The 707-nt window shown below is 49.4% G+C and carries 1 protein-coding gene; it reads left to right on the top strand.

The annotated features are described in order from the left end of the window. On the top strand, positions 1-707 hold a 707-nt coding region (locus L1028_RS31075; RefSeq protein ID WP_253074716.1), incomplete at both ends, for a reverse transcriptase domain-containing protein.

Below are 707 nucleotides of genomic sequence, written 5' to 3' on the forward strand. Positions count from 1 at the left end.
ACTGTAATGGACCGATTTCTCCAGCAAGCCCTTCTACAAGTCATGAACCCGATCTTTGACGCGCAATTTTCTTGGTATAGCTACGGCTTTCGCCCAGGGAAGAGTGCGCATGATGCAGTCAACCAAGCCCAAAGATATATCCAAAGCGGTCTTAGATGGGTGGTAGACCTGGATCTGGAGAAATTCTTTGACCAGGTGAATCACGACATGCTGATGGCAAGAGTCGCACGGAAGGTGATGGACAAAAGAGTACTGACATTGATCCGTGCCTATCTGAACGCCGGAGTCATGGTGAAAGGAAAACGAGAGCGTAGTTGGGAAGGAACGCCACAAGGTGGTCCGCTCAGTCCGCTCTTGGCGAACATTTTGCTAGATGATTTGGATAATGAATTGAGTGGACGAGGGTTGCGATTTGTACGCTATGCGGACGACTGTAATATCTTTGTAGCGAGCAGGCGAGCAGGCGAACGCGTCATGGAATCGGTAAGTCGGTTTGTAGAAGGAAAGCTGAAACTGAAAGTGAACCGGGAGAAAAGCGCGGTGGCCAGACCTTGGCACCGGAAGTTCTTAGGGTTCAGTTTCTTGAGTCAGAAACAGGCGACAATTCGAATAGCACCGAAGAGCCTCTTAGCATTTAAAGAACGGATTCGCGAGCTAACGAACCGAACATGGTCCATTTCAATGGAAGAACGGATTGGCCGACTGAA

This window comes from Paenibacillus pseudetheri (genome assembly GCF_924513355.1).
Taxonomy (GTDB): domain Bacteria; phylum Bacillota; class Bacilli; order Paenibacillales; family Paenibacillaceae; genus Paenibacillus_AQ; species Paenibacillus_AQ pseudetheri.